Genomic DNA, 24,365 nt, shown 5'->3' with positions numbered 1-24,365 from the left:
GATAAGCACTGTGCGGGTCCGCCGCGAACTCTATGGAATACAAGGGAATTCGCGGGCCGTCGGTGTCGATCGGCGAACCGTGCGGTGCGCGACTGTGTGCGGAGGACGGGGACGTCGTCATCGAGAAAGCTCCAGGCGATCGGGCAGCAAGATTCGTGAGCCTAGGCAGCTTGCCCGGCGCCTGCACCGGAAACGCATCGAAGTGACCGGTCCGCGCTATTTGCTATAGAATTGCCCGAGATTCGACGCGTGAACCTGATCGAAGGCTAATCGCACCCGCTGTGCCGAGTGCGCCGGTCCAGCGCAGGGAAAACGGCGGCCGTGCGCAGAACTGCGACCCGAGGACGGCACGCCATGACAGACGTCGACTTTTGCGTAATCGGCGGGGGATTCGCGGGATTGACGGCCGCATTGCGGCTGAAACAGATGGGCCGATCGGTGGCGCTGCTGGAAGCCCGCGACCGGCTGGGCGGACGCACGTTCACCGAGATGCGTGACGACGGGGCGTGGATCGACCGTGGCGGCGCCTGGATCGGGCCGGGTCAAGACCGCGTCCAGGCGCTGATGACCGAGTTCGGAGTGCGGAGCTACAAGCAGTACACCGACGGCGAGGCCATGATGGTGGTCGACGGCAAGCAGCACCGCTACACGGGCACGATTCCGTGGACCATGAGCCCGTGGGCAGCGATGAACCTGGGCGCGGTGTTCCTCGAGCTGGGGCATATGTGCAAGGCGGTTCCGTTGGAAGCGCCGTGGGCGGCGAAGAAGGCCGACAAATGGGATCAGGTCAGTCTGGCGCACTGGTTGGAAACCAATGTCCTGTCCAAACCCGCGCACGATCTGCTGGAGACCGCCATAGCGGGTTGCTACACCTCGGCGGCTTCGGAGGTGTCGTTGCTTTTCGTGCTGTTCCAGATGGCCTCGGGTGGCGGGCCCAGCTTCGTTCTCGGCGTCAAGGACGCGGCGCAGGACGCCCGGCCGATCGGGGGGATGGGCGCGATCTACCGGCCGATGGCGGCCGAACTCGGCGACTCGATCCACCTCTCCCAGCCCGTCCGCTGTATCCACCAGGACGACGAAGGGGTGATGGTCCGCGCGACCGGCATGACGGTGCGCGCACGCCGGGCGATCGTGGCCGTTCCCCTCGCGATCGCGAGCCAGATCTCCTACCGGCCGATGTTGCCCGCCGATCGCTCCTTCCTGCACCAGCGCATGCCGAGCGGCTCGATCATCAAGACCTCCGTCGTCTACGACGAGCCGTTCTGGCGCGACGACGGCCTGTCGGGACAGTCCGTCGCTCCCGGTTCGCCTGCGACCGTCACCATCGATGCGTGCGGGGACACCGGGCACCCGGGCGTGCTGTGCGTCGTCATCGAAGGACCCATCGCGCGGCAGGTCGGCCGGCTCGACGACACCGAGCGCAGGCGCGCCGTCCTCGACGCACTCGTGGAGCGCTTCGGACGCAAGGCCGGCACCCCAGTCGACTTCGTCGAGCAGAACTGGAGCGCCGAGCGTTACTCCGGCGGCGGGATGCTCAGTCACGCGCCGACCGGTGTTCTCACCGAGTTCGGCCGTGCGCTGCGCGAGCCGTGCGGCCGCATCCATTGGGCGGGCACGGAGAGCTCCGCGGTCATGTGCGGCTGGATCGACGGGGCCGTCCGCTCCGGCGAACGCGCGGCCAGCGAAGTGATGGAACACGAGACAGCCGCGGTGGGCTGAAGGGCGGTGCGGTGATGCGAACCGAGGGAGACGTGTGGGACATCGTCAGCAGTGTGGGGCTGACCGCGTTGGGCGTGGCGACGTTTCGGGCGCTGGAAGCGGCTTCGCCCGATCCACTGATCCGGGACGAGTACGCGCCGCTGTTCGTCGCGGCTTCGGGTCATCCGCATTTCACCGAGCTGCTGGCGGACCCCTCCCCGCTCGACGGTATTCCGCTGGTCCCCGGGTTCATGGGCTTCCGCACGAAGTTCTTCGACGATTTCTTCTCCGCGGCCGCGGCGGCGGGCGTCCGGCAAGCCGTGATCGTCGCCGCGGGGTTGGACGCGCGGGCGCATCGCCTCGACTGGCCCGCCGAAACCACCGTCTTCGAGATAGATCAGCCCAAAGTCCTGGAATTCAAGGAGAGGGTCCTCACCGAGCACGGTGCGCGGCCGAAGGCCGATCGGCGGACGGTGGCCGTGGACCTGCGAGACGACTGGCCCGCTGCGCTGCGTGCCGCGGGATTCGATCCCGGCGCACCCACCGCATGGTCGGCGGAGGGGCTGCTGCCCTACCTTCCCGGTGCGGCGCAGGACCGGTTGTTCCAGCACATCGATGAACTGTCCGCACCCGGCAGTCGCCTCGCTGTGGAGAGCTTCGTGGCGGGCGCCGACGTCAAACGTTTCGCGAGTATCGAGGCGAAGTACTTCGATCGCTACAACCCGTTCGGCGACGTCGATCCGGCCGAGCTGTTCTACGACGACGAGCGGGCCGATCCAGCGCAGTGGCTGGCCGATCACGGCTGGTCGGTGCGGCGCTTCAGCCCGGGCGAGCTGGCCGCGTCCTACGGGCGCTCGGTGCCGGACCTCCCCGACGACCTCGACGACCTGTGGCGGCAGCCGAGGCTGCTGATCGCGCAGCGCTAGCCCTCGCTACATCTTGGCGCTGCGGGCCATGACGAAGCTGTAGAGCCCGTAGGTGATGATGCCCAGCCCGGCGACGAGGAGCAGAGCCATGCCGAACGGTTGCGCGCCGAGCGTCTTGATGGCGCCGTCCAGCCCGGCGGACTTGTTCGGATCGGATTGCGTCGCGGCGAGGATCACCAGCAGTCCGACCGCGGCGACGGCCAAGCCCTTCGCGATGTATCCCACGGTGCCGAGCCGCCGCACGAAGGCGCCCTGGCTGCCGCGGAGATCGTCGAGGAAGCTCTGGCTCGCGCCCTTGTACACGTGGTAGCCGCCGACCCCGATGACGACCAGCCCGCCCACCACGAGAGCGACCGTTCCCGCCGTGTGCTGCATCAGGCGTGCGGTGAGTCCGACACTCTGACTGCTGCTCGACTGCCCACTTCCCTGGGCGAAACGGAACGCGGTGACCGCCAATCCCAGGTAGACCACGAACAGCGAGAACGCTTTGACGCGATCGAACGCTTCGGATTTCTTGCTGTCGGAAGCGGGTTTGGACGCGTGGCCCAACATCGTCTCCACCAGCCGCCACAGCGCCATCAGCAGAAACGCGACCGTGGCCCCCCAGAGGGTGAGGGCGCCGCCGGGTTTGTCGGCCAGCTCCGCCATGGCCCCGGATTGATCCGCGCTGCCCCCGCCGCCGAACGCGAGCCGAATGGCGATATAGCCGATGAGCAGGTGGACGAGCCCGGACATGACGTAGCCCGCGCGAGCGAGCCCCGCGAACACGCCGTTCTGCGCGATCCGCTCGGCGGTGGACGAGGCGCGCGAATAGTTCGTCTGAGTCATGGTGCTTCTCCGTACGGGTGCTTCGGCCGGGGCCGCTCACAGAACATCGAGCGGTTACCCATCTCCGCGGAAAAAGCACACGGCTACCGCCCGAATCACGCCAGGGAGAGATCGACATCGCGTAGAGGGGCGGGTCTCCACGCGCCGGGCCTGGTCGTAGCGGATATCGTTGGCATCCCCTGCGACCAGGCCCGGCTTCGAAGCGTCTGAATACTCCTCAGGGTCATCTCTCAGACGGTTCGGATACCAGTGCAGGCGCTGGGCTTCGCATGGTGCCCGCTGCGATACCGGCGCCCGCGAGGGCGATGACAGCCGCGCCCAGGAAAGCCGCGGAGAAGCCGTCGGTCAGCCTCGGCAGATCACCGAGATCATCCGTGCCGTAGGCGGTCGCAACCGCCGTCATCGCGGCCAAGCCGAGAGCGGAACCGACCTGGTAGCTCACATTGACGATGCCGGAGGCCAGACCACCCTCCTCGGGTCGCGCCGCGGAGATGGCGGTACCGAGCGACGGAATGAACGCCAAGGACATGCCTGCTGCGGCCACCAGCGAGGCGGGCAGCACATCAGCCCAGAAGTTGCCGGTCGGACGCACCAGCGCCATGATGCCCAGACCCAGGCCCAGCACCACCAAGCCCGTCACGATCATCGGCTTGGCGCCGAAGCGCCGCATCGCCCGCGGAGCCAGGACGATCATTCCGAGCATGATCAACGTTGTCATCGGCAGCAGCGCCGCACCGGAGGGAAATGCGCTGTAGCCCAGCACTTGCTGCAGATACAGATTCAGGAAGAACCACATCGGTACCCACGCCGCGCCCAGTAGCAGCTGCGCGATGTTGGCGGCAGCGAGGTTCGGCGCCGCGAAGATGCCCAGACGCATCAGAGGCTCGTTGCGCCGGGACTGAACCAAGACGAAACCGGCGAGCAACGCGGCCGCCGCGCCGAGGGCAACCCAGGTCTGTCCGGAATTCCAGCCGACCTCGGGCGCCCGCACGATTCCGTAGACGGCCACAGCCAATCCGGCCGTCACCGAGACCGCTCCGAGCAGGTCGACCGAACCCGAACGCGCAGGCGCCGTCGGCATCAGAGCGGGGACGGCGATCAAAGCGAGAATCGCGATCGGGACGTTGATGTAGAAGACCCAGGGCCAGCTGACGTACTCGGTGATGACGCCGCCGAGGAAGACGCCCGCGGTACCACCGGCCGGGGCCGCTGCGCCGTAAACAGCGAGGGCCTTCGTCAGCTCCTGCGGCGAGGACCCGAACAGCATCATGAGCAATGTCAGCGCCGAAGCCGCGATCAGTGCCGCGCCGGCACCCTGCACGGCGCGGCCGGCGAGCTCGACGCCCACAGTGCCCGCCGCGCCGGCGATCAGCGAGCCGACGAGCAGGACCAGCCAGCCCGCTCCGAACACCCGGCGGGCACCCAACAGGTCCGATAGTCGTCCTCCGAGCAGCAACAATCCGCCGAAGGCAACGACGTAGGCATTGAAGACCCAGGTCAAGTTCTCCTGGGAGAACCCTAGTTCGGTCTGCATCTTCGGCAGTGCGATGCCGATGATCGAGGTGTCCATGATGACCATGAACTGAGCAGCGGCAATCACCGCGAGCGCCAGCCACTTTCGCGTGGACGGCGCAGTTCCGACAGACATTTCGATTCGCCTTTCGGTATCGAGAAACTCAACGGGCGAGTCACCATACCCCCCTAGGGTATCCGGATGTCAAGCCTGCGTCATGCGCTGAAAAGGGCGACAACTACGACTTGCAGCATACCCGTAGGGGGTATACGGTTTCGATGTCCCGCTGCCGACGACAACAGGAAGATCACGACGATGAGCACCTCGAACCATCTCCACGACACCCTGCACGCCACCCACGGGCACCACGGGGCAGACGGCGGACACGCTGCCGCCCCTGCCGATCACAGCTCAGGTCAGGCGCACAACGGCCATCACCCAGCCGATGCCACCGGACATTCCCATCACGACGCTCCGACTTTTCCCGGTGGGCTGCTGATCACCCAGGACGGGTACTCGCTCGAACTGGAGGACACCGTGCTGCAGCCGGGCGAGATCGACTTCCGGTTCCGCATCACCGGTCCGGACGGGCGGCCCGTCACCGACTACGCCCCCATCCACGACCGAGACCTGCATCTGATCGTTGTGCGTCGGGAACTGACCGGCTTCTGGCATGTCCATCCGCAGCTCGGCGCCGACGGCACCTGGTCGGTGCGTCTCGACCTGCCCGAGGCAGGCGCCTACCGAGTCTTCACCGATATCGCACCCCGCGAGCTCGGCCGCACCATCACTCTCGGAGCGGACCTCGCCCTCGCCGGAAACTATGCCCCGCTCCCGGTCCCCGCCCCGGCCCGCATCACCGTCGTGGATGGCTACGAGGTCGAACTGCGCGGCGAACTGACCACGGGCGATGGGGGTCTACTCGCCCTCACCGTCCGCAAGGACGGCGCCCCGGTCACGGACCTGCAGCCCTACCTAGCGGCCTTCGGACACCTCGTCGTCATCCGGGCCGGCGACCTGGCTTACGTCCACGTCCACCCGAACGGCGAGCCGGGCGACGGAGTGACCGCCCCCGGCCCGGATATCACCTTCCACACCGCCGCGCCCGGACCCGGGACCTACCGTCTGTTCCTCGACTTCAAGCACGAGCGAACCGTCCGCACGGCGGCCTTCACCCTGCCTGCCCACGCACCCGGCCAACACTGACCATCGGACCGGTTTCCGCCGAGCCCCCGACCGCCCGAGGGAGATCCCATGCACTGCCGCTGTCCATCGATTCGCGCCCCGCCCCGCCTACTCCATCCGAGGAAGTGCTTCCGAGATGATCACCTCGTTGTTCCAATCCGCTCCCCGAAGGAGCCCTTCCCGCCGGATCGGCTCACCGATGCCATCCGGATCGACGAACGCCACTACGAGCACACGCATATGTTCGTCATCGACGCCGAGCACCCACGATGGCCGTCACGAGCGGTCCACCCGACAGCGTTGGCCGGATGAGGGCAACGACGAAGGCGGTCCGGATTCCGGACCTGGCCTCTTGTCCGAGTGGAGCGAAGAGGACTCGAACCCCTGACCCGCTCGTCAGAACGTCAAATCGAACGGCGGCAACGCAGATTCCGGGCCCCTGCGCCCGAGGCGGTCCGCCACGCCCGAGCAGACGATTGAGCAGGGAAAAGGCTGCGCGACCGACGATCGCCCCTTCAGCTCCGCGACGGTATTCCGTCGGAGCGTCATAGCTCGGACCATGCGACTGCGAACCAAGGTGAGGTTCGTCCAGCTAACAGCTGGAGGTGGAAGTCGGGGCCTTCATGTGTCCGACCATCTTCGGGATCGGTGAGTTGACTGATGGTGCAGATGTAGTCACCGTTTGGGAGTTCGATACCAGACCCGTAGATATCCTTGTCGTCGTCCACGGCGGAGTCCGCGAACTGGGCAGCCATGGTAACCGTGTCCAAATTGACGACGACCAGCTCACCGCGGGTCACGGTGATGGGGCCGGAGATCTGCTTGATGAGCGGCAGCCGCGGATCTACCGGCGAATCCGAAAGTTCGATCCGCCATCGCTCCTCACCGCCGGTTCCCCAGAGCAGCATCGTCCGCTGCCGCATCGCTGATTCGACGCGCTCGAACAGCATCTCCAAGGTCCAGTCTTCGCCCACGAACGACGTGTACGCGTGTGGGTCGACAAGACCGAGGAACCCCGAGTCATCGGTCATTTCGTCGATCCGATGCCGAAGCTGCGCCATGCCGTGGTCCTCCCCGGATTGATCACCCAACCATACCGGCACAATGCTCGGTCGAACCCCGAGCTCATCTACCGGTTCGAGTTTCATCCATGCCCGTCGGGCGGTTGAACCCGCCTCACGCACCCGTATGCCGCAGGCGCTCGGCGTCATGGGATCCACTGCGGCGCAGGATATCCGCACATACCGAGTATCGGATGTGTCGTCGGGTTGGAGCGGTCCGCAGGATGGCCGACTGGACAGTCCCGACAGCGGGCTGCATTGTGCTGGTACAGGTCAGGGCTCGAGCACGATTTTGCCGTGGGTGTGCCCGCGTTCGAGTTCGGCGTAGGCCTGGCGGACCTGTGTCAACGGGTAGACGTTCGCGATCGGGACTTCGAGGTGTCCTTCGGAGATCAGAGCGGCCAATTCTCCGAGTACCTCGGCACCCGGCCTGGCGTTCGTCCCGGGTTCGGTCTTGACTCCGTACTTCGCGGCCGCTGCGAAATCGGCGATGGTGTCGATCCGCTCGACCGCGACGCCGAGGGCAAGGGCCAGTTCGACGTACCCGCCGCCGTGGGTGTCGATGAAGGCATCGATGCCGCACGGCGCGGCGACCTTGATCCGGTCGATGGCGCGGTCACCGTAACCGACGGGAATCACGCCGTGGCTTCGCAGCCACTCGTGGTTGTGCTCGCTCGCCACGCCGATGACCGTGGCCCCGGCACGGCGCGCGAGCTGAACGGCGAGCGAGCCGACTCCTCCGGCTGCCGCGGAGACGACAACGGTCTCCCCCTTGTCGAGTCGCATGGAATGTACTGCCCCCCAAGCGGTCACGCCGGCGACGTAGAGGCCGCCCGCCACCTCCCATGAGACGTTCTTCGGTTTGGGTGTGAGGTTGTCGACGTCGACCAGGACCAACTCGGCCTGGGCGGCCCGCTTCTCGGAGAACCCGATCACCTCGTCGCCGACCGAGAATCGGTCGACTCCGGCGCCGACCTCGGCGACAACCCCGGCGAGATCGCTGCCTTGCCCGGACGGAAATGTCGAGGGAAAGATGTCGGCCATCGCGCCGGTGCGGATGGCCGCCTCACCGGGGTTGATGCCTGCCGCCTTCACCCGAACCAAGACCTGCCCGTCGTCAGGCACGGGGCGGTCGACGTCGTCGATCCGCAAGACCTCGATTCCGCCGAACTGGTCGTACCTGACTGCCTTTGTCATGGTCTTGCTTCTCCTCCGATGCGCGACGCGCGGCCGGCCTCGAGAACGGGAATGGTGGGCACCGGTGTGCCCGTCACCAGGGCACCGTTCCGGCGTCGTCGAAGAATCCGCCGGTCGGTCCGTCGTCGGGCAGGGTCGCGAGGTGAATCGCGATGGCCGCGCCCTGTCGCGGTGTACGGACGCCGCGAAAGCCGTTGAGGTCGGTGGCGGTGAAACCGGGGCAGCCGGAGTTGATCAGGATGTTGGTGTCGCTCAGTTCCTTGACGTATTGGATGGTGAGGGCGTTGAGGAAGGTCTTCGACGCCAGGTAGGCGGCGGGAACCGGGCCCATGTCGATGCCGGGCGTGGTTTGCAGGGTGAGCGAGCCGACGCTGCTGGACATGTTGACGATCCGCGGTGCGGCCGAGGCGCGCAGCATCGGCAGCATCGCGTTGGTGACTCGGATGACCCCGATCACGTTTGTTTCCACGACAACTCGCACGGTCGCGGGATCGACCGTGGTCGATGTCTGCGGCATACCGCCGGTGATCGCGGCGTTGTTGACCAGGACGTCGAGCCCTCCGGCATGGTCGGCGATCAATTCGGCCGCCGCGGCCACACTTGCGTCGTCGGTCACGTCGAGCGGCACACCGAACGCATCGGTCCCGGCCGCGCGCAGTTTCTGCACCGCGGTGTCGCGGCGTTGCCGATCGCGCGCGCCCACACCGATTCGCCAGCCGAGCGCGCCCAGGCCGGCGGCGATCTCATATCCGATTCCCTTGTTCGCGCCGGTCACCAGCGCGATCGTCTGTTCACTCACACCGCCGATCCTGCTGCGGCTGCGGGTGCGGCGTCCAAGACCGATCGGGTGGGCGGCGATACCGCACGGGTATTGATCGTGGTCAGCGCCGTATACCATGACCCGGTGGAGACGCGGGAGATGCGATACTTCGTCGCCGTCGCCGAGGAGTTGCACTTCGGGCGGGCGGCACAACGGCTCGCGATCGCGCAACCACCACTATCGCGAGCCATCCAGCAGCTCGAGCGGCGGCTCGGAGTCGTCCTGCTGCACCGCACCGCTCGCGCCATCGCCTTGACCGAGGCCGGGGCGGTGCTGCTGCGGGAGGCCCGGACCGCGCTCGACGCGGTCGAAGCCGCCGAGCGGCGAACCCGCCGCGCCGCGGCCGACCAGCCCGGTGTGGTGCTGGCCACCAAGGCCGGAGCGTCCAGCGAACTGTTGTCGAAGCTGCTGCACGCCTACGCCGCCGAACCGGGCGCCGTGGCAGTCGAGGTGATGCTGTGCGGGCCGGGCCAGCCGGAAAGTCTGCTGCGCACCGGGCGTGCCGACGTTGCTCTGCTCCACCGGCCTTACGACACGACAGCCGGATTCGACACCGAGGATCTGCACACCGAACAGCAGGTCGTGGTCCTGCCTGCGGGTCATCCCCTCGCCGACCGGGCGCATGTGCCGTTGGCCGAGGTCGACACACTGACGAACCTGCCACTGCCGCGCTGGCCTGGACCGGATGGCAGCTATCCGGACGGCCCCGGCCCGCAGGTGCGCGACCATACCCAACTATTCCAACTGATCGCGCTCGGACTGGCCTGCGCGGTCGTGCCGGAGTCGCTGCGAACCCAGCTCCGCGATGATCATGCCGTCGTGCCCGTGCCGGACGCACCGGCCGTCACGACCGTCATCGCTTGGCCACCACACAGCAGATCCAAAGCCGTTGCCGACCTCGTCCACACCGCGACGCGCCTCTAACCGGCACCACTGTTCGCCCGCCGCGTTCTCCGAACAATCGAGCCGCGGTATCCAGGACGTGCGACACCACTGTGAATCCCCTCCCGCTGGGGGCGCGATCATGATGGAGTCCCGTCATGGCAAGCGCGATAGTCACTATCGGAGCGTGCCGACGGGCTGGATCGAATGAGCATCGTTCGAGGACCCTGCTGGGAGAGCATGGGTGCGACGCCCTCACGTTCCGGTTGGCGGTCCAGCCGTCTCATCGGATGCTGATGTGATAGACGCGCAGCCATTCGGCGATCTGTAACAGGAACGACAGCGTGTCCGCGGAGCGCCACATGCCCTGCGCGCCGAGCGGGCCGGCCAGCAGGTCGAGCACGGCCTCCCGGCGCACCAGCGGCAGTATCGGTGAGTCGGGGTCGGCGAGTTCGGCCCGCATCTCCTGACGTAGCGCCTGTTCGTAGGCCCGGTGCTGGCTGACCGGGAACGAGGTCTTCTTCCGGTCCAGCACCGGAGTCGGCAGCAGGTCGGCGACCGCGTTCCGTAACAAGCTTTTGACCCGCCCATCGGCGGTCTTGAACGCCCACGGGGTGTTCCACAGGTACTCCACCAGCCGGTGATCGCAGAACGGCACTCGGACCTCGAGCCCGACTCGCATGCTCATCCGGTCCTTGAAGTCCAGCAGCATGGTCAGCCATCGAGTCAGGTTGACGTAGAACATTTCCCGGATTCGCGCGTCGGCCGGTACCTCACCGTCCAGCACCGGTACTTCGGCCATGGTCTGCGCGTAGCGGTCGGCGATGTACTCGTGCGGCCGCAGCAACCGCCACAGCTCGGGATTCAGTATCGGCTCGAACGCGGCCACCGAGACCGCCCACGGGAACGTGGCGGCGTCGAGCATCCGCCGATCGAAAAACCATAGGTAGCCACCGAACACATCGTCGGCCGACTCGCCGGACAGTGCCACCGTCGAGTGCCTCTCGACCTCGCGGAACAACAGGTATTGGGCGGCGTTGGTGTCGGCGAGGCCGGGCAGGTCGCGGGCACGCAATACCTCGGACCGGGCCTTGATCACCTCGTCGGTGCGCAGCAGCAACTCGGTGTGGTCGCTGCGCACGTGCCGTGCCACCATCCGCGCGAACGGGGTGTCCTGTTCCGGGCGGACCGCGCTGGGCTGGAAGTTGTCCCGGTTTCCCTCGAAGTCGATCGAATACGTCGCGAGCCGGCCGCGCTCGTCCCGGTTCAGCACACCGGTAGCCAGGGCGTATCTCGAGCACACATTGCACTGCCACCGCGACAATCCCGCGACCGAGTGCCCGCATATGGCCGAGGACATCGATGCCCGCCTGGCGCGCGGGCACGCGGAAAACCCTTGACCAGCGGACGACAAAGTCGCCGCTGTGGATGTCAGCAGCTCACCGCCACCGAATATCGTGTCGATCTGCCCGGCGATCCACCCCAGCCGCCTGACCGCGGAACACGTGAGAGGGGCAAGATAAAACAGGTCAGGCCCGGTTGAAACCGAGCCTGACCTGATGTTCCCGTGGAGCTAAGGGGACTCGAACCCCTGACCCCCACACTGCCAGTGTGGTGCGCTACCAGCTGCGCCATAGCCCCTGGTTGGTTGCGCTCCGGGCGTCCCCGCCGCGCTTGAATGAAGTTACACCAACGGTATGTCGCCAACCAAATCGCCCCGATTCAGGGGGTGACAAGACGGAGCGGGAGGCTTAGTATCGAACATGTGTTCGAGTGAATTTCTAGAGTGTGGGGTGAGGGGCGAGAGCCGGTGGACGCTCGGAACGGACGGAGCAGATGGGGTTGCTGTTTTGCCCGTTCCGGGTGTCCGGCGGTCACCTCGGTGGAGCCAGGCGGGCGGAAGTGAGACCTCTCGAGGTGCGGTCTAGGGGCAGGGGGCCGGATCGCACTGTCGAGTGCGCGGGCCGGGCAGCGGCAGGTGGAGCCGCTGCCCGGCCCCAAGCCAACCGAAAACTCGGCGAGCGACGATCTCGGGGGCTGGGGATGTCGGGTCGTGCCGTCGAGTGGGCCGGGGCGTCGATTTGGTGGAGTCGACGTTCCGGCCCTTTCCGTTCATCGAGCGTCCGCACCTCGTGGTGAGACCGGATTCGAACTCCTCCGGATCCGTTGGCTCGAGCCACGAACCGCCCACCACTCACTTGGTGAGCGAGACCACCCAGTTCTCGTCGTTGGTGTCGACCTTCGTCGTCCCGTCGAAGACTGCGGGTGTGGCCGCCGAGCCGCCCAGGGCCTCGCCGAGCGCTGCCGCCTGCGCCATGGCGGTGGCGCGCGCGGAGTCGACCTTGGCGCCGGTCGCGACGCACTGCCGGACCGATTCGGTAGCTCCGGCGTCGCCCGCGATCGCCGCCAGCTCGTCGTTGCTCAGATCCGCGCCGCCTTCGCTGGGACGCTTCGTGGTGAACAGTTCGGTGTGGAACTTCGAGTAGACCGGACCGGAACCCGATTCGGCCACACACTGGTTCGCGGCGACGGCGCGGGTCGAATAGTCCTTGCTCCGGGAGCGCGCGTCGAGGAAGTTCACCAGGCGATAGCGCACCGCCAGCGCGCCCTCATCGATCTGCTGCGCGATCTCCTGGCCGTAGATGCGTTCCAGGCTGCCGCAGCCCGGGCACAGCGGGTCCTCGAAGATGTCGATGGTCTTCTTCGCGTCCGGTCGGCCGAGCAGAATCGCACCGTTCGGCTCGAGCTGCGAGTGCACCGCGGGATCGCGCACCGAACCGTAGCCGTCGTTGCGAACGGCCGCGTCGTCGCGCCCCCAGCGAATCGCCGCGATGACGATCAACACGATCACCACGAGAGCGACCGCACCGAGGGCATAGGTGGTCGCACTGGACATCGGCCTGGGGGTGTACTTCGAACGCGATTCGCTCACAGGGACACTTTGCCGCAACGAACCGCCATCCCCACCGCCGGGCCAGTCATCCGACGGCCTGTTCGCGCGCATCGGCACCGACTCCAGCGGATCCGGCATCGGCCACGCGGTCGGTTCGCCCACACCTCCACCACCGTCACATCCCCGAGGGTGGGTTTCGGGCTTCCGCGCTCCGCGTCGCGACAGCCGTTACCTCCGTAAAAGAGCCCCTGTCGCTTGCCCACATGGCAGTTCACCGACGGACATCAGCGACTGTTCCGGGAACGGGGTGCCCACCGCGCGGCACCAGCGATGGGAGAACGGCACCGACCGGACTACCGCGGCCGGCCGCCGACCATCACCTGCTCTCAGCGCCCCCGGCGGGTACGCCGCTCCGGCCGCCGACGCTTGCGGCGGGACATCGGCCGCCCCGGAGCGGCCGGCTCCGCCCCGTCCGAGCCGACGACCGTGGTACTCGTGGTCAGCACAGGGCTGGATTCGGCGCTGCGGCGATCGCCGATCACAGCCCGAGGACGACCAGCCGAACTTTCGGTTTGCGCCACCGCGCCGACACCATCCGGCTCCGATTCGGCATGACCGGCCACCGCGCGCGAATCGCTCACGTCCTGCGCACGATCACCCACTCCGGCCCCTGGCTCGGCCACCGCGGGCACCGGACTGTCGGCTACCGGCGCGGCCGCCACCTCGCTCACCGCGCGCTCGATCCGATCCGGTCGGCGTTCGGCGTCCTGCCGTTCGGACGGAATGTCCGCGTGAACCGGAGCTCCCCGCCGCAACGGCTCGGGCACGACGGCCCAGACGAGCGCGACGACGGCGAGCAGCGCGCCGGTCACCCCGAGGGCCAGACCGTAGGACAACTGCTGGGCCACGGCGCCCACGGCGACCGGTCCGATGACGGTGCCGAGGTCGGCGGCCATCTGGAAACCGGCGAGCACCGGTCCACCGCGCGCCTTGGGCCCGATGACGTCGGCGACGGCTGCCTGCTGAGCCGGCGTGAACAGGCCGGAGCCGAGCCCGGCCAGGAACGAGGTGGCGAGCAGCCAGGGCAGGTCGGTCGCCAGGCCGAGCCCCGCCGTGCCCGCCGCGCACACCAGCGAGCCGACGACCACGAACGGTTTGCGCCCCCATCGGTCGGACAATCGCCCGGAGGCGAACAGCACCGCGACGTTGCCCGCGGCGAACACCGTCAACGCGACACCGGCCATCCCCGGCGCCTGGTGCAACACCTCGACGACGAGCAACGGCACCAACGCCATCCGGACGCCGAACACGGCGGCGCCATTGGCGAAATTCGACAGCAGCACCGCCCGGTACTCCGGCCGCGCCCAACCCTCCCGGAAGGACATCATCCGCACCCCACCGGCCGGCTCCGGCGCGGCCAGTTCCGAATGCCGCAAGCTCAGGTGCACCACCACGCTGACCAGGAACAGCGCCACGGCGTAGATCACGAACGGCCAGCGCAGCCCGAGCCCGGACAACCCGCCACCGACCAGCGGCCCGCTCACCGAACCGACGAGGAAACTGGTGGACCACAGTCCGGAGACCCGGCCGCGCTGTTCCGGCGGCGACATCCGGATGACCAGCGCCAGCGACGAGACGGTGAACATCGTCGAGCCGATGCCGCCGAGCGACCGCAACACCATGAGCTGCCAGTAACTCTGGGCCAGCGCGCTGGCGCCGGTGGACGCCGCGACGATCAGCAGCCCGCCGAGATAGACCGACCGCTCCCCCAGCCGCTGCACCAACCGCCCGCTCACCGGCGCGAACAGCAACCGCATCAGGGCGAACGCGGAGACGATGGCCGAGGCGGCCGCCACGCCGACGCCGAATCCGCGGGCGAACTGCGGCAGCACCGGGGCGACCAAGCCGAAGCCGATGGCGATGACGAAAGCGCCCCCGACCAGCACCCAGATCTCGGTGGGCAGGGGCTTGGATCTACCGGTCACCGGTCAGCGCCTGCCCCACCAGTTCCTCCGCGGCCGTCTGCACCTCGGCGAGGTGCTCGGGACCGTGGAACGACTCCGCGTAGATCTTGTACTTGTCCTCGGTGCCGGAGGGGCGAGCGGCGAACCACGCGTTCTCCGTGGTCACCTTCAGTCCGCCCAGCGGCGCGCCGTTGCCCCGCGCCCTGGTGAGCACGGCGGTGACCGGTTCCCCGGCGATCTCCTTCGTGGTGATCATGTCCGGAGTCAACTTCGCGAGCAGCTCTTTCTGTTCCGCGGAGGCGGGCGCGTCGATCCGCGCGTAGGCGGGGCTGCCGTAGCGGCGCTCGAGCTCGACGTAGCGCGCCGACGGACTCTGGCCGGTGACCGCGGCGATCTCGCCCGCGAGCAGCGCGAGCAGGATGCCGTCCTTGTCGGTGGTCCAGACCGTGCCGTCCATCCGCAGGAACGACGCGCCCGCGCTCTCCTCGCCGCCGAAGGCCAGGCTGCCGCTGAACAATCCCGGAACGAAGAACTTGAATCCGACCGGCACCTCGTGCACATCGCGGCCGAGCACGGAGACCACCCGGTCGATCATGGACGAGGTCACGGCGGTCTTGCCGATCTTGGTCAGCGCGTCCCAGCCCATCCGGTTGGCGACCAGGTATTCGATGGCCACCGCCAGGAAGTGGTTCGGATTCATCAACCCGCCGTCGGGCGTGACGATGCCGTGCCGGTCGGCATCGGCGTCGTTGCCGGTGGAGATGTCGTAGTCGTCCTTGATCGCGACCAGCCCGGCCATCGCGTAGCGGGAGGACGGGTCCATCCGGATCTTGCCGTCGCTGTCGAGCGTCATGAACCGCCAGGTGGGATCCACGAACGGATTGACCACCTCGAGTTCGAGGTCGTAGCGCTGGCCGATCTCCTCCCAGTAGTCGACACTGGCGCCACCCATCGGGTCGGCGCCGAGCCGGATGCCCGCGCCGCGGATCGCGTCCAGGTTCAGCACGTTGGGCAGGTCCTCGATGTAGTGGTCGAGGTAGTCGTACCGCTCGACGCCGGTGGCCAGCGCGCGCTCCAGCGTGGTGCGCTTGACCCCGGTGAGCCCGTCGCGCAGCAGTTCGTTCGCGCGGGCGGCGATGGCGTCGGTGGCCGTGTTGTCGGCCGGGCCGCCGTGCGGCGGGTTGTATTTGAATCCGCCGTCGCGCGGCGGATTGTGCGAGGGGGTGACCACGATGCCGTCGGCCTGATGCTTGGCGCCGCCCCGATTGTGGCGCAGCACAGCGTGACTGAGCGCGGGCGTGGGCGTGTAACGGTCGCGCGCGTCGATCACCGCGGTGACGTCGTTGGCGGCGAGCACCTCGAGCGCGGTGGTCCAGGCGGGCTCGGACAGGGCGTGCGTGTCCCTGGCGAGATAGACCGGCCCGGTGATGCCCCGGGTGGCGCGGTACTCCACGATCGACTGGGTGATCGCCAGGATGTGCGCTTCGTTGAAGGCGCCGTCCAGGCTGGAGCCGCGATGTCCCGACGTGCCGAACGCCACTTGCTGAGCCGGATCCCGCGTGTCCGGCACCCGGCTGTAGTACGCCGTCACCAGATGGGCGATGTCTTCCAGATCGGTGGGACGTGCGGGACGCCCGGCTCGATCGTGGGCCATGCTCGGGTCTCCCTTCCGTATCGGCTGCGCCCGGCTCGTCATGAGGATCATGTCCACGACCACCCGGTCACCGCCGACCCCACGGCCACGTCCCGCTCGGCCACCTGCCGGAACGTCTCGCAGCCGTACATGCTGAACGTGGTCGGCACGGTGCGGAAGCCCGCTTCCGCGGCGGCGAGCGGCCGAGCGCCCGCCGACGCGCCGCTCAGATCGCCGAGCCGCGCCGAACCGACAATGGTAACGGCCGCCCCGTGCGGCGGCATCGGCGAGGCGAAAAGGGCTGGTGCCCTGCGGTCCGTGGAAGATCGGCGGGTATCGGACTTTCCGCGCGGTCTTCTCATCGCTCACCTTCCTGCCACTGGTCCACCGGCGACAGAGTGACGTTGACGGAGGTGAACAGTTCGGCGTTCCGTTCGACGAAGGCGCGCAGGCGTTCCGGCTCGTCGACCAGTATCAGCAGCAACGGAAGGTGGTCGGCGACATCCAGAATGCGAGTGGTGTGCACATGCGAGGACGCGCCGTAGCCCTCGATGCCGCGCCACACACTGGCGCCCGCCAGGCCGGCATCTCTGGCCCGGCGCACGATCTCGTGATAGAGGGGCGTGTGCCGCCACTTGTCGTCCTCGTCGAGCAGCACGGTGAGCCGCGCCGCGGGGCGCCATCGTCCCGCCGTGGCGGCGCCCGCTTGCGAACCACTCATTGCCTGCCCCCTTCCGTGTGCCGTTCCCGTCGATCGCCGAGCCGAACCAGGTACCCACCGTGCCATGCCCGCACCGGGCTCCGCCGTCCCGGCTACGCCGACCGCCACTCCCCGAGGCGGACGGGCGCGGGAGTGCCGCGCCCGGTCCGAGGAGTCTACGAACCTCGCGGACAGGGTGGAGAGGGTGGTGCGACCGCCGGGTACGCCGATGCCGAGAAGGGTGCGCAGCAGTCTCTTGGCTACCCGCGCCGAAGCGGCCGGAATCATCGGGATTCCGAGTGCCGGGCATCCCATGACCTGTACCGCGTAGGCCGGACAGCGGACCGCTCACCTCTGCACGAGACCGGGTCGAGCACAATGCCGGTGGCGTTCAGCCAAGCCCGCCACCGCTACTTACCTCGTATTTTGCACCAATAGTGGTGACTGGGGAGCACTTTGCCGCGCACAGCGGACGGGGACCGCGTGTCGTGCACGACGCCGATCGGACTTCGATTGCACCGTTTCCTACCACGGAAAGGTTCGCCTCCACACGGAATCGGCCTCTTCCAGCGGTCGACCGGCAATCACAGTGCCACGGCTTCGATCGCCCCGCGATACACGGCCCGCGCCGGGGACGAGATCGCGCGAGCCCCGCCCATCGACGACGGCCGCCGCCCCTGCGACGGAGTCGCGGAAGCGGCGGCCGCTGTGCACCAGGTCGGCAGTGGCGCACTCGGATCAGTGCGCGAGCACCGGCTCTCCCTCCGCGGGCACCGGAGCGGCGCTCGGCATGAGCACCGCGGTGAGGATGCCGCCCGCCACGAAGATCGCCGTGGCCCACCAGAAGCTGGTGATGTAGCTCTCGATCGCGGACTGGGCGATGGTCAGCGGGTCCGGGGTGCGGGTGGACAGGTAATCGGTGGCCGCGGACGCCGCGATGGTGCTCAGCAGCGCCGTGCCGATCGACCCGCCGACCTGCTGGCTGGTGTTGATCATGGCCGAGGCCACGCCCGCGTCCTCGTGCTGCACGCCCGAGGTGGCGCCCTGGAAGGCGGTCGACATCGCCCCGCCGAGGCCGAGACCCAGCAGGATCAGGGCGGGCAGGATGTGGGTGACGTAGCCGGTGTCCAGGCCGATCCGGGTCAGCCAGGCCATCCCCGCCGCCGCGATCAGGAAGCCGCCGCTGACCACGATCTTCGGGCATTTCGGCAGCAGCAAGGACGGCGCGGTGGTCGAGGAGGCCACCATGGCGGCGACCATCGGCAGGAACGCCACGCCGGTCAGGATCGGCGAGTATCCCAGGGTCAGCTGCATGTAGTAGGTGAGGAACAGGAAGATCGCGAACATCCCGATGCCCATGACGAACACCGTCAGATAGGAGGTGCCGCGCATCCGGTCGAGCACGATCCGCATCGGCAGCAGGGGGTGCGCGACCCTGGTCTCCAGCCAGGCGAACACCGCGATCAGCGCCGCGCCGCCGAGCAGGAAGGCGAGGGTGACGCCGTTGGTCCAGCCGTCCGATTCCGCGTGCGAGAACCCGTAGACGATGCCGAACAGGCCCGCGGTGACCACGACCGTGCCGGGGATGTCGAGCTTGGGCCGTTCGGTGGCGGCATGCTTGGCCAGCAGCAGCACCGCACCCACCAGGGCGACGGCGGCGAAGGCCAGGTTCACGAACATCACCCAGCGCCACGAGGCCCACTCGGTGAGCGCGCCGCCCAGCAGCAGGCCGATCGCGCCGCCGGTGCCCGCGACGGCGCCGAAGATGCCGAACGCCTTCGCTCGCTCGGACGGTTCGGTGAAGGTGACGGTCAGCAGCGACAGCGCGGCGGGCGCCAGCAGGGCGCCGAAGACGCCTTGCCCCACCCGGGCCGCGACGAGCATCTCGAAGCTGGTGGCCGCACCGCCGATGGCGGAGGCCACCGCGAAGCCGACCAGACCGATGATGAAGGTGTTGCGCCTGCCGAACAGGTCGCTGAGGCGTCCGCCGAGCAGCAGCAGGCTGCCGAACGCCAGGGCGTAGCCGGTGACCACCCAGGAGCGATCGCCGTCGCTGAAGCCGAGATCCTGCTGCGCGGCGGGCAGCGCGATGTTCACCACGGTCGCGTCGAGCACGACCATGAGCTGGGCGACGCCGAGGACGGCGAGCACCCACCAGCGCAGGGCGTGCGAGCCGCGCCGCCCACTTCCCGTCCGCTCGGGGGCGAGGGCCCCACGGTCGATGGCGGTAGTCATGTGTCCCCTTTGTCTCGAGCTATGATCCGGAGGATTCTCCTCCGCTTACCTGAAGAAGTTACCACCATAACGGAGACAACGCCTCCGGTTAATCCCCGAGCTTGATAGAATGAGGGTGTGAATCACGCCACGGTCGCCTCCCCTCCCCGGCGCCTGCGGGCCGATGCCGCGCGTAACCAGCAGCGGATCATCGCCGCGGCGCGGGAACTGTTCGCCGATCACGGACTCGAGATCACCCTCGACGACGTGGCCGAGCGCGCGGGCGTGGGCGTCGGCACGGTGTACCGCCGCTTCGCGAACAAGAAGGAACTGATCGTCGAGGTCTTCGATCAGAACCTGAACGATTTCGCCGACGCGGCCGACGCCGCCCACCGGCACCCCGACCCCTGGTTCGGACTCGTCGAGTTCTTCGAGTACGCCTGTCGGCACTTGGCCACCAACCGCGGGTTCAGCGAAGTCATGCTCGAACTCGAAGACGACGAGACCGACCGGTTCACAGTCGTGCGCGATCGCATCAAACCCACCGTGACCGCCATCTGCGCGCGCGCACGCGACGCCGGCGTGCTGGCCGACGGCATCGAGCCCTCGGACTTCTTCGCGCTGGTGCACATGGTCGACGCCCTCGCGGAGTTCGCCAAGCCGGTCAATCCCGACGTGTGGCAACGCTATATGGCCATCATGCTGAACGGCGTGCGCGGCGACCGGACGCCGCGCCAGCATCTCGCCGTCCCCCCGCTCACCGACGACGAGGTGGAGCAGGCGAAGCAGCAACTGACCTGCGGCTGGCGCAAGCGGTAGCGAAATCGCACCGTAAGTAGCGCGCGTCACGCCCGCTCCCGTAAAGTTGGTCACATGACCAATTCGTGGGTGAACTGGGCGGGCGATCAACGGTGCGCGCCCGCGCTCATCGCCACGCCGCACTCCGTCGACGAGGTGGCCGGCCTGCTCGCCGACGCCGAAGCCGACGGCCGGAACGTGCGCGTCGCCGGCACCGGCCATTCGTTCACCGACGCCGTCCTGACCGATGGCACGCTGCTGAGCCTGGCGAAACTGAACCGGGTGCTCGACGTCGACCGGGCCGAGGGCCTGGTCCGGGTGGAGGCGGGCATCAGCCTGAACGCGGCCAGCACCGCCATGCACGAGCACGGCCTCGCCTTCCCGAACCTGGGCGACATCGACGTGCAGACCGTCGCGGGCGCGATCGCCACCGCCACCCACGGCACCGGCGCGACTTTGCAGAACCTCTCCGCCGCAGCGCATTCGATGGAGTTGATGCTCGCCGACGGAAGCCTGGTCGAGCTGAACGAACACACCGATCCCGATGGCTGGCGTGCGGCGCGGGTCAGCATCGGCGCGCTGGGCGTCGTCACCGCGGTGACGCTACGCGTGGTGCCGTCCTTCGTGCTGGAGGGCATCGAGCGACCGATCCCGGTGGACGAGGTGCTGGCCGACTTGGACTCGTTCGTCGACGGCAACGATCATTTCGAGTTCTACATGTTCGCGCACAGCCCGCTGGCCATGACCAAGCGCAACAATCGCGTCACCCTGCCCGAGCAGCCGCGCCCCAAGGCGGTGGACTGGTTCGCCGACATCCTGATGTCCAACCACGTGTTCGACGCGCTGTGCCGAGTGAGCCGCAGACAGCCGCGCCTGGTCCCCTTCATCCAGCGCAGCGCCGCCTACGCGGGCAGCTACCGGCGCCAGGTGGACCGCTCCTATCGGGTGTTCGCGTCGCCGCGCCTGATCCGCTTCACCGAGATGGAGTACGCCATCCCGCGCGAGCACTCCGTCGACGCGATTCGCGAGATCAAGGAATTGAGCACTCGATTCCACACCCCGATGCCCATCGAGGTGCGGTGGGTCGCGCCCGACGACGCGTTCCTTTCCCCGGCGGGCGGCCGCGACACCTGCTACATCGCGGTGCACCAATACCGGGGCATGGATTTCGAGCCGTACTTCCGCGCCTGCGAGGCGGTGTTCGACCGCTACCAGGGCCGCCCGCACTGGGGCAAACGCCATTTCCAGACCGCCGCGACCCTGCGGGGCCGCTATCCCGAGTGGGATCGGTTCGCCGAGGTGCGGCGTCGCTTCGACCCGAAGGGGCGTTTCGCCAACTCCTACCTCGATCGGGTGCTCGGCCCGGTCGGGTGAGCCCCGGCGTCAGGCGGCGAGGATTTCGGCGACCAAGCGGGGCACGGCCGTGCCGATGGGCTCGCGGATGATCTCGGTGGCCATGGCGTCGTACGGGGTCGGCTCGGCGTTCACGATGACCAGATCTGCGCCGGCGCGCACCGCGATCGAGCACATCGACGCGGCCGGCTCTACCTGCAACGAGGTGCCGATGGCCAGGAAGATGTCGCTCGTCTCGGCGGTGAGCGCGGCCTTGGTCACGGTGCGCCGGTCCATCTGCTGCCCGAACATCACGGTGGCGGCCTTGAGGATGCCACCGCAGCCGGGACACGGCGGGTCGGGCTCACCCGCGGCCACCCGCTCCAAGGTCGCGGACATCGAGGTCTGGTAGTCGCACTCGATGCAGACGACCTCGAACATGTTGCCGTGGATCTCGATCACCCGCTCCGGCGACGACCCCGCCCGCTGATGCAGGCGATCGATGTTCTGGGTGATGATGGTGACCGCTCGGCCGGCGCGCTCCAGGTCGGCGAGGGCATTGTGCGCGGCATTGGGCACCGCCTGCCACGCCGGATTGTCCCGGCGCGCGAGCCAGGCCCGCTCCCGCAGGCCCGCGTCGGCCACATAGTTCTGATAGGTCGACAGCAGTTCGGCGATCGGATCCTTGGTCCACACACCCCGCGGCCCGCGGAAGTCGGGGATGCCCGAATCGGTGGAGATGCCCGCGCCCGTGAGGACCCCGATCCGGCCGGTACGACTGCGCCACTCGGTCGTCATATCTGCACAGCCTAGGGGCACCGACGCGATGGCCGATCACCGATAGACGATGAGAGATTTGTAGGGTTATCATCTCATTGTATTGAGTTCGGCCGATCAAGGGAGATCACGATGACCGCGTCCGTCGCACGCGAATCCACCGGCGCGCGCACGCTGCCGCCTCGCCGCCCGATCGAACCGGGCACGCAGATGTGGGAACAGACCGGCCTGGTCACCTTCTCCCTCACGGCGGGCTCGGCCTTCCTGCTGCAGACCATGGAGCCGACGATCTCGGCCGTGGTGGACGAGTACTCCACCTTCCGCACCGATCCGATGGGCCGCGCCATGCGCAGCCTGGCATCGGTGATGATGTGGGTCTACGGCGGCGAAGAGGCGCTCGCCGAAGCCGACCGTCTGCGCGAGTTGCACGCGTCGCTGAACACCACCGACGCCAACGGCGTGCGGCACACCGCGCTGTCCAGCGCCCCGTGGGCCTGGGTGCTGCACACCGGGACGTTCGCCTTCACCGAGAGCGCCAAGTACTTCGCCAAGCGCCCGCTCACCGCGGCGGACAAGGAGGCGTATTTCCAGGAGACGCTGCAGCTGCTGCGCAACTTCTCGGTGGCGCCCAAGGAGATTCCCGCGAACTACAGCGAGTTCGAGAAGTTCTTCGAAGACACCGTCGCCAACCACTTGGTCGCCACCGATACCGCGCGCGACTACCTGCGGGTGATCCGCTCCGTCGCTCCGCCGAAGCAGCTGCCACGCGCGCTGCGTCCCGCCTGGAAGGCGGCGGTGGCGCCGATCGGCTGGCTGCAGTACTTCGTGACGGTGGGCACCACGCCCGAGGTCGCGCGGCGGAAGCTCGGGCTGACCTGGACCGCGACCGACGAACGCAAACTGCGCGTGCTCGGCTGGCTGATCGCGCGGCTGGTCCCGCTGCTGCCGGAACGGTTGCGCTACTTCCCGATCGCCTACGAAGCGCGCCGCCTCGAACGCGACCGGCAGCGGCTGCGCAAAATGATCGACCTGCGTCCGATCTGATCCCGGCCGGGAATACGTTCCCGAATGCCCGGGATTCGTCTTCGCCGACGCATACCCGTACCCCGGTCGACCCACGTCGACCGGGGTACGGGTGTGTGCAAGCCCGATACTCTTGCGCTACCGTCCGGTCCGCTCCGACGCTCCGGGGGCCGCGGACGCCGCGCGGTACCGGATTCGGGCCGCTGACCTGCGAGCGCCGCACTCGCACGCGCGGTCGAGCACCGCGCGCCGTAACGATTCACGGCGCGCTGGTATACGTATCTCGTACGCTGCGAAAGCGTTTCGTTCACGACAGCCGGACAGCCGGTCCGGTGGCCAGCACACGATGCTCCACCTTGCACATCGAAAGGCGTTCCCATGTCCCACAAGCCCAGTGTGCTGTTCGTCTGCGAGCACAACGCGGGCCGCTCGCAAATGGCTGCCGGGTTCCTCACCGCACTCGCGGGTGAACGGTTCGACGTACGGTCGGCGGGCAGCGCGCCGGCCGAGACCCTGAACACCACGGTGGTGGACGCCATGGCCGAAATCGGCATCGATATCTCCGGCCATACCCCCAAGCCGCTCACCATGGACGCGATCGGCATCTCCGATGTGGTGGTCACCATGGGCGCGGGCGATGCCTGCCCGTTCTTCCCCGGCATCAGCTACCGCGACTGGATGCTGCCCGATCCCGCGGACCAGACCATCGACGTGGTGCGCACCATTCGCGACCACATCCGCATCCTGGTGGAGAACCTGATCGCCGAACTGGTCCCGGCGCCCGCGCGCTAGGGTGTACCCGGCCATCAGGTTGGTTGCAGTCGGCTGATGGGCGGATGACCGTCGAGTGCACTGTGGCGTCGTCGAGTGTTGTAGTACTCGATCCACGGTGCAAGGGCTGCGGCGCGTTCGGTGTTGCTG

Annotated in this window: 21 protein-coding genes, 1 tRNA gene and 1 pseudogene; 8 read left to right on the top strand and 15 right to left on the bottom strand. The window is 68.0% G+C overall.

The features are described 5' to 3' along the window. The first annotated feature begins 354 nt into the window (after positions 1 to 354). Both GVY64_RS34210 and GVY64_RS34205 read left to right on the top strand, forming a co-directional pair. A complete protein-coding gene (locus GVY64_RS34210; protein WP_159850423.1) occupies positions 355 to 1,719 on the top strand; it encodes a flavin monoamine oxidase family protein in 1,365 nt (454 codons plus the stop codon). A gap of 14 nt (positions 1,720 to 1,733) precedes the next feature. After that, positions 1,734 to 2,624 (top strand): class I SAM-dependent methyltransferase, encoded by an 891-nt coding sequence (locus tag GVY64_RS34205; protein ID WP_159850421.1) that lies wholly within the window; start codon positions 1,734 to 1,736, stop codon positions 2,622 to 2,624. A gap of 6 nt (positions 2,625 to 2,630) precedes the next feature. Here GVY64_RS34205 and GVY64_RS34200 read toward each other — a convergent pair whose 3' ends face one another. Together GVY64_RS34200 and GVY64_RS34195 are read right to left on the bottom strand one after the other, a co-directional pair. Next, positions 2,631 to 3,452 carry a DUF1206 domain-containing protein gene (locus GVY64_RS34200; protein ID WP_159850419.1) on the bottom strand — a complete coding sequence of 274 codons (822 nt, stop codon included), beginning with the start codon at positions 3,450 to 3,452 and terminating at the stop codon, positions 2,631 to 2,633. Positions 3,453 to 3,675: 223 nt separating this feature from the next. Further along, positions 3,676 to 5,100, bottom strand: a complete 1,425-nt coding sequence (locus tag GVY64_RS34195; RefSeq protein ID WP_159850417.1) for an MFS transporter — start codon at positions 5,098 to 5,100, stop codon at positions 3,676 to 3,678. Positions 5,101 to 5,280: 180 nt separating this feature from the next. On the opposite strand from GVY64_RS34195, the gene GVY64_RS34190 reads away from it, so the two are divergent. Further along, a complete protein-coding gene (locus tag GVY64_RS34190) occupies positions 5,281 to 6,171 on the top strand; it encodes a hypothetical protein (RefSeq protein WP_236567471.1) in 891 nt (296 codons plus the stop codon). A 524-nt stretch (positions 6,172 to 6,695) separates the two neighbouring features. Here GVY64_RS34190 and GVY64_RS34185 read toward each other — a convergent pair. From GVY64_RS34185 to GVY64_RS34175, 3 genes are all read right to left on the bottom strand, one after another. After that, entirely contained in the window at positions 6,696 to 7,370 is a 675-nt protein-coding gene (locus tag GVY64_RS34185; RefSeq protein WP_159850415.1) for a hypothetical protein, read from the bottom strand. A gap of 114 nt (positions 7,371 to 7,484) precedes the next feature. Next, on the bottom strand, positions 7,485 to 8,408 hold the full coding sequence (locus tag GVY64_RS34180; protein WP_159850413.1) for an NADP-dependent oxidoreductase: 924 nt from the start codon (positions 8,406 to 8,408) through the stop codon (positions 7,485 to 7,487). A gap of 73 nt (positions 8,409 to 8,481) precedes the next feature. Continuing rightward, positions 8,482 to 9,207 (bottom strand): SDR family oxidoreductase, encoded by a 726-nt coding sequence (locus GVY64_RS34175; RefSeq protein ID WP_159850411.1) that lies wholly within the window; start codon positions 9,205 to 9,207, stop codon positions 8,482 to 8,484. 105 nt (positions 9,208 to 9,312) lie between these two features. On the opposite strand from GVY64_RS34175, the gene GVY64_RS34170 reads away from it, so the two are divergent. After that, entirely contained in the window at positions 9,313 to 10,152 is an 840-nt protein-coding gene (locus tag GVY64_RS34170) for a LysR family transcriptional regulator (RefSeq protein ID WP_159850409.1), read from the top strand. A gap of 241 nt (positions 10,153 to 10,393) precedes the next feature. Here the strand turns inward: GVY64_RS34170 and GVY64_RS34165 are convergent, their stop codons facing one another. The 8 genes and pseudogenes from GVY64_RS34165 to GVY64_RS34130 all read right to left on the bottom strand — a co-directional run bounded on the left by GVY64_RS34165 (position 10,394) and on the right by GVY64_RS34130 (position 19,535). Continuing rightward, positions 10,394 to 11,383, bottom strand: coding sequence for an asparagine synthetase B family protein (locus GVY64_RS34165; RefSeq protein ID WP_159850407.1), 990 nt, complete (start codon positions 11,381 to 11,383; stop codon positions 10,394 to 10,396). 295 nt (positions 11,384 to 11,678) lie between these two features. Next, positions 11,679 to 11,751: transfer RNA gene (locus GVY64_RS34160), tRNA-Ala, on the bottom strand. Positions 11,752 to 12,304: 553 nt separating this feature from the next. Then, positions 12,305 to 13,042 carry a DsbA family protein gene (locus GVY64_RS34155; protein WP_442939675.1) on the bottom strand — a complete coding sequence of 246 codons (738 nt, stop codon included), beginning with the start codon at positions 13,040 to 13,042 and terminating at the stop codon, positions 12,305 to 12,307. Positions 13,043 to 13,806: 764 nt separating this feature from the next. Further along, positions 13,807 to 14,988 (bottom strand): annotated as a pseudogene (locus GVY64_RS34150) (MFS transporter); the annotation flags it as partial. After that, a complete protein-coding gene (pgm, locus tag GVY64_RS34145) occupies positions 14,978 to 16,621 on the bottom strand; it encodes a phosphoglucomutase (alpha-D-glucose-1,6-bisphosphate-dependent) (RefSeq protein ID WP_159850405.1) in 1,644 nt (547 codons plus the stop codon). The gene pgm and the pseudogene GVY64_RS34150, both read right to left, overlap by 11 nt. Positions 16,622 to 16,668: 47 nt before the next feature. Beyond that, a complete protein-coding gene (locus tag GVY64_RS34140; RefSeq protein WP_159850403.1) occupies positions 16,669 to 16,884 on the bottom strand; it encodes a hypothetical protein in 216 nt (71 codons plus the stop codon). A gap of 74 nt (positions 16,885 to 16,958) precedes the next feature. Further along, on the bottom strand, positions 16,959 to 17,321 hold the full coding sequence (locus GVY64_RS34135; protein ID WP_159850401.1) for a DUF190 domain-containing protein: 363 nt from the start codon (positions 17,319 to 17,321) through the stop codon (positions 16,959 to 16,961). A 717-nt stretch (positions 17,322 to 18,038) separates the two neighbouring features. Then, entirely contained in the window at positions 18,039 to 19,535 is a 1,497-nt protein-coding gene (locus GVY64_RS34130; protein WP_159850399.1) for an MFS transporter, read from the bottom strand. Positions 19,536 to 19,652: 117 nt separating this feature from the next. On the opposite strand from GVY64_RS34130, the gene GVY64_RS34125 reads away from it, so the two are divergent. Both GVY64_RS34125 and GVY64_RS34120 read left to right on the top strand, forming a co-directional pair. Then, positions 19,653 to 20,333 (top strand): TetR/AcrR family transcriptional regulator, encoded by a 681-nt coding sequence (locus GVY64_RS34125; protein WP_159850397.1) that lies wholly within the window; start codon positions 19,653 to 19,655, stop codon positions 20,331 to 20,333. 54 nt (positions 20,334 to 20,387) lie between these two features. Further along, positions 20,388 to 21,686 carry a D-arabinono-1,4-lactone oxidase gene (locus GVY64_RS34120; RefSeq protein ID WP_159850395.1) on the top strand — a complete coding sequence of 433 codons (1,299 nt, stop codon included), beginning with the start codon at positions 20,388 to 20,390 and terminating at the stop codon, positions 21,684 to 21,686. Positions 21,687 to 21,695: 9 nt separating this feature from the next. On the opposite strand, the gene GVY64_RS34115 is transcribed toward GVY64_RS34120, so the two are convergent. Then, the gene (locus GVY64_RS34115) at positions 21,696 to 22,442 is read right to left on the bottom strand and encodes an SIR2 family NAD-dependent protein deacylase (protein ID WP_159850393.1); all 747 of its coding nucleotides are present in this window, start codon (positions 22,440 to 22,442) and stop codon (positions 21,696 to 21,698) included. 111 nt (positions 22,443 to 22,553) lie between these two features. Here GVY64_RS34115 and GVY64_RS34110 point away from each other — a divergent pair, with 111 nt between their 5' ends. Both GVY64_RS34110 and GVY64_RS34105 read left to right on the top strand, forming a co-directional pair. Beyond that, positions 22,554 to 23,465, top strand: a complete 912-nt coding sequence (locus GVY64_RS34110; RefSeq protein ID WP_159850391.1) for an oxygenase MpaB family protein — start codon at positions 22,554 to 22,556, stop codon at positions 23,463 to 23,465. A 357-nt stretch (positions 23,466 to 23,822) separates the two neighbouring features. Beyond that, the gene (locus GVY64_RS34105) at positions 23,823 to 24,236 is read left to right on the top strand and encodes an arsenate reductase ArsC (RefSeq protein WP_159850389.1); all 414 of its coding nucleotides are present in this window, start codon (positions 23,823 to 23,825) and stop codon (positions 24,234 to 24,236) included. Between the two features lie 14 nt (positions 24,237 to 24,250). Here GVY64_RS34105 and GVY64_RS34100 read toward each other — a convergent pair. Continuing rightward, the coding region (locus GVY64_RS34100) for an integrase core domain-containing protein (RefSeq protein ID WP_159850387.1) at positions 24,251 to 24,365 on the bottom strand (115 nt) is incomplete at its 5' end.

Origin of the sequence: Nocardia sp. CY41 (assembly GCF_009829325.1) — a bacterium.
In the GTDB taxonomy this organism is placed as follows: Bacteria; Actinomycetota; Actinomycetes; order Mycobacteriales; family Mycobacteriaceae; genus Nocardia.
The sequence above is the reverse complement of the archived record's forward strand: the minus strand, read 5'-3'. Positions and strand labels throughout refer to the sequence as shown.

What these genes read in the sequence shown, in the direction of transcription:
- GVY64_RS34210 (WP_159850423.1), top strand. Translation starts at nt 355, where the DNA reads ATGACAGACGTCGACTTTTGCGTAATCGGCGGGGGATTCGCGGGATTG.
- GVY64_RS34205 (WP_159850421.1), top strand. Translation starts at nt 1,734, where the DNA reads ATGCGAACCGAGGGAGACGTGTGGGACATCGTCAGCAGTGTGGGGCTG.
- GVY64_RS34200 (WP_159850419.1), bottom strand. Translation starts at nt 3,452, where the DNA reads ATGACTCAGACGAACTATTCGCGCGCCTCGTCCACCGCCGAGCGGATC.
- GVY64_RS34195 (WP_159850417.1), bottom strand. Translation starts at nt 5,100, where the DNA reads ATGTCTGTCGGAACTGCGCCGTCCACGCGAAAGTGGCTGGCGCTCGCG.
- GVY64_RS34190 (WP_236567471.1), top strand. Translation starts at nt 5,281, where the DNA reads ATGAGCACCTCGAACCATCTCCACGACACCCTGCACGCCACCCACGGG.
- GVY64_RS34180 (WP_159850413.1), bottom strand. Translation starts at nt 8,408, where the DNA reads ATGACAAAGGCAGTCAGGTACGACCAGTTCGGCGGAATCGAGGTCTTG.
- pgm (WP_159850405.1), bottom strand. Translation starts at nt 16,621, where the DNA reads ATGGCCCACGATCGAGCCGGGCGTCCCGCACGTCCCACCGATCTGGAA.
- GVY64_RS34140 (WP_159850403.1), bottom strand. Translation starts at nt 16,884, where the DNA reads ATGCCGCCGCACGGGGCGGCCGTTACCATTGTCGGTTCGGCGCGGCTC.
- GVY64_RS34135 (WP_159850401.1), bottom strand. Translation starts at nt 17,321, where the DNA reads ATGAGTGGTTCGCAAGCGGGCGCCGCCACGGCGGGACGATGGCGCCCC.
- GVY64_RS34130 (WP_159850399.1), bottom strand. Translation starts at nt 19,535, where the DNA reads ATGACTACCGCCATCGACCGTGGGGCCCTCGCCCCCGAGCGGACGGGA.
- GVY64_RS34120 (WP_159850395.1), top strand. Translation starts at nt 20,388, where the DNA reads ATGACCAATTCGTGGGTGAACTGGGCGGGCGATCAACGGTGCGCGCCC.
- GVY64_RS34115 (WP_159850393.1), bottom strand. Translation starts at nt 22,442, where the DNA reads ATGACGACCGAGTGGCGCAGTCGTACCGGCCGGATCGGGGTCCTCACG.
- GVY64_RS34110 (WP_159850391.1), top strand. Translation starts at nt 22,554, where the DNA reads ATGACCGCGTCCGTCGCACGCGAATCCACCGGCGCGCGCACGCTGCCG.
- GVY64_RS34105 (WP_159850389.1), top strand. Translation starts at nt 23,823, where the DNA reads ATGTCCCACAAGCCCAGTGTGCTGTTCGTCTGCGAGCACAACGCGGGC.